This window comes from Kitasatospora sp. NPDC086801, assembly GCF_044745805.1.
Lineage (GTDB): Bacteria > Actinomycetota > Actinomycetes > Streptomycetales > Streptomycetaceae > Kitasatospora.
In genome coordinates this window covers 1-3,453 of the sequence record NZ_JBIVAX010000093.1, presented here as the reverse complement: position 1 = coordinate 3,453, position 3,453 = coordinate 1, and the positions used below count along the sequence as shown (strand labels likewise).

General features: G+C 70.2%; 3 protein-coding genes. 1 reads left to right on the top strand and 2 read right to left on the bottom strand.

Annotated features, from left to right (window positions below; all coding sequences use genetic code 11):
* Window positions 1-91: 91 nt before the first annotated feature.
* The gene (locus ACIPLC_RS38050; protein ID WP_400477641.1) at window positions 92-781 is read right to left on the bottom strand and encodes a hypothetical protein; all 690 of its coding nucleotides are present in this window, start codon (window positions 779-781) and stop codon (window positions 92-94) included.
* Window positions 778-1,341, bottom strand: coding sequence for an RNA polymerase sigma factor (locus ACIPLC_RS38045; protein WP_400477640.1), 564 nt, complete (start codon window positions 1,339-1,341; stop codon window positions 778-780). Before ACIPLC_RS38045 ends, ACIPLC_RS38050 begins: the two co-directional genes overlap by 4 nt.
* 405 nt (window positions 1,342-1,746) lie before the next feature.
* Between ACIPLC_RS38045 and ACIPLC_RS38040 the strand changes: the two genes are divergently transcribed.
* Window positions 1,747-2,577 (top strand): SAM-dependent methyltransferase, encoded by an 831-nt coding sequence (locus tag ACIPLC_RS38040; RefSeq protein ID WP_400477639.1) that lies wholly within the window; start codon window positions 1,747-1,749, stop codon window positions 2,575-2,577.
* The last annotated feature ends 876 nt before the right edge of the window (window positions 2,578-3,453 follow it).

Below are 3,453 nucleotides of genomic sequence, written 5' to 3'. Positions count from 1 at the left end.
CCTCACCAAGCGCATAACGGACGAAACCACACCAAGCTGGCGAGGAACCTATTAGGACATAAAGGGCAATCCGTCTACCTCAAACGCCCTCTCAGATGTGTCGGGCGTGGCTGGAGGCGTGGGCAAGGTCGGCCACGAGGGTCGGGGAGGGTTGGGGGATCTCACCGTGGTCTTCGTCGTCGGCGTTGACGGGTAGCTGGTGGACGACGGCGGCCACGCGGGATGGCAGGCGCAGGGTCAGGCCCTCGTGGCAGGCGGCGAGGGTGTCGGCCCACACGGCGGGCGGCAGTGGCCGGCCGGGCCAGGGTGCGGCCGGTTTCCGGGGTTCGGCGGCGAGCTGGTCGGCCTGGCTGCGCCAGTAGTCGGCGTCGCGGAACTCACCGCGGCTGGCGTGCAGGAAGGACAGGCAGCTGGCGGCGGTGGCGCTGCCGCCGCCGGCGGCGAACTGAAGCCAGAATTGGCTGCCGTCGTCGTGTCCGGTGAGGTGCAGCAGCGCGGCCAGGACGAGTGCGCCGCCGGGGTTGATGTGGTGCGGGTTGTTGGTGAGGGCTTTCAAGGAGTCGGCGGCCTCGGGTTGGGCGATGATCAGGGTTGTGGCGAGGTCGAGTTCGTGGCGGGCCTGGAGGTGTTCGGAGCCCAGGGGGGCGCGGGCGCGGACGAGGCGGCGCAGGTCCGGGGCGGACACGCCGTCGGGCAGCTTGACCGGTTGGTCGGGTTCGTCGTTGTACCCGTAGCCCCGGCTCCAGGGGGTGGCTGCCCGGCGGTCGTGTCCTCGTGTCACTTCATGTCCCCCGTGGTGGTGTCGGCGCCGAGGAGCCGGCGGAGTTTGGCCAGGCCCTGGCTGGTGGCGCTTCGGGCGTTGGTCTCGGTGATGCCGAGGTAGGCGGCGGTCCTCGGGTAGTCGATGTCCAGCATGTAGCGGAGCACGATCATGTCGTACTGGCGCTCCGGGAGCCGGAGGATTGCCTTGTAGAGTTCTTCGTAGTCATTGTCGAGGTTCTCCAGGCTGATGCGGGCCTGGACGTGGGCGCGCCGGATGGCGACGATCCAGTCCGGGACGACCGTCCTGGGCGGGGCCTGGCCGGTGCTCATCTCCCTGTCGGCGATGCACCGCTTGGCGATCATCCAGGCGTGGGCCTCGATGTCGGGCTGGCTCAGGGCGCCGAGCCAGTCCTGCCGCAGTTCCCGGCGGATGCTGTGGACCGCCTGGTCGACGAGCTCCTGGTCGTGAAGCCGGGCCCAGGCCACTCCGCGCCAGGTCGCTTCGCGGCTCTCGCAGAACGCCCTGTAGGACACCCGGTGAGTGGGGCGGACCGCCGCCCACTCGTCGTCACTGGTCAATGGTTCTCCTCGTCGGCCCTGACGGGCGACGTTCGGTCGACGCGAGGTCGGAAACGGTGGAGTCTGGTGGAGAACGGCTGTCCTCCACACGGACATCCAATCGCTCCGAAAAGCCCGATGTGAAGGCGATCACAAAAAGGCTTGTAGGACTTTGCATATGACTGTAAGTCAGCTGACATATGGTCATATCTGATCAGAAGCAGTCGCGTTAGCATAAAGATGTGCCGAATCGCGTCACACCGAACAGGGTTCCGCTCGACGACGCGAGACGGCGTTGATTGCCCGCGACGAGGTGTGGGCATAGTGAGCGATGGCCCGCGCGCCAGGGGTTCGCCACACCGCGCCACGGCGCCGTGGTGCGCACCAGCCTGCGGGCATGACAACACGCCGACGCAGGGGGAACGCATGGCAGCAGAGCAGCACGACGACACCGCCGCTTCGTCGGACGCCGAGGTCAACCTCGCCATCCACCGCCCGCACTCAGCGCGGATCTACGACTACTTCCTCGACGGCACGACCAACTTCCCCGCCGACCGGGAAGCCGCCGGGCACGCCCTCGCCGTCTTCCCTCAGGCCCGGTCCGCGGCCCGCGCCAACCGGACGTTCATGCACCGCGCCACCCGAGCACTCGCCCAGAGCGGCATCACCCAGTTCCTCGACATCGGTACCGGTATCCCGACCTCGCCGAACCTCCACGAGATCGCTCAGTGCATCGAGCCGCAGGCCAGGATCGTCTACGCCGACAACGACCCCATCGTCCTCACCCACGCGCAAGCCCTCCTGCGCAGCAGCCCCCAAGGGCGCACCGCTTACGTCCAGGCCGATGTCCACGACCCCGACGCGCTCCTGGAGGCGGTCCGGGCTGCCGGCGTACTCGACTTCACCCGGCCGATCGCCTTGAGCCTGGTCGCCCTGCTCCACTTCGTCCCCGACGGTGCCCACGGGATCGCCGAAACCCTCAAGAGCGCGCTTCCGGCTCGCGGTTCCGCCCTGGTGATCAGTCACTTCACTCCCGACTACGCTCCCCAGGACGCGGCCCGCATAGAAGAGGTCTACCGCGACAACGGCAACCCGGTCCGCGCCCGCGCCCACGGCGAGTTCGCCCAGTTCTTCACCGGCTGGGACATCCTCGCCCCCGGCATCACCTCCACCCCCCGCTGGCGCCCCGAACCGGACACCACACGGGTCAGCGACGCCGAGGCGTCCTGCCTGGCCGCCGTGGCCATCCGTCCTTGACCAGGCCTCGATGCCAGTCTGGCAGGCGGCCGCCTCCCATGTGAAAGCCCGCTACGGCGAATCTGTCGATGGCCGGCGGGACCGGCCTGTGCGCGCGGGTCGACGCCGCCGGGAAGGTGGGGGCGGCCCGGGCGGAACCACCCTGCCCTCGCCCCGTTTGTCAGGTTGCCCCTCAGGACCCGGGCGACGGCCCGTAACGCTCGGGAGGGTGCGACCTGGCCGGTGTGGCGGTCGAGGGCAGCGAGTGGCAGTGGGCCGCCCTCGTTCGGCCAGGTGGCCTGCACTGCGGGCGGCGGTCGGGCACACGGCACTCGGCAGGCGCTTCGGCGTGGGTGTCTCGGCGTGCCGGAATCGGTCCGCGGTCCAGCGTCCGGCGGTGGCCGGCGCAGTTGTCGTTCCGTCATCGGGCGAGGGTGGGATGAGTGCCGGCGATGGACTTCTCGAGGGCGTCGACGGCACGGTCGATGTCGGTGGTGGTGTTCAGCACGCCCGCGCGAATCGGATGGCGCTGCTGCGGTAGGGGGTCTGGCCTGCCATCACCTTCTCGCGGGGGCGGTCCTGTTCGGCCACTTCGGCGACCGGTACGGACGCAGGTCCGTGCTGACCCCTCCTTGTCGATGATGGGTGCCGGCACCTTCGCGATCGGCCTCCTGCCGGGCTTCTCGGGGCGCTCGCAGCGCTGGCACCCGCGCTGCTGACCGCCCTGCGCGTGGTGCGGGGGGGGGGGGGGGGGGGGGGGGGGGGGGGGGCGGGGGGGGGGGGGGGGTGGGGGGGGGGGGGGGCCGAACGGGTCGCGGTCGCGGATGACGGGGATGTGGCCGCCGCCCGAGGCCTGGAGGGTGATGTTGCCGGCGGCGCCGAACAGCATCGCGACGG

Excerpts from the sequence above, each read along its gene's own strand:
- ACIPLC_RS38040 (WP_400477639.1), top strand. The coding sequence starts at position 1,747 with ATGGCAGCAGAGCAGCACGACGACACCGCCGCTTCGTCGGACGCCGAG.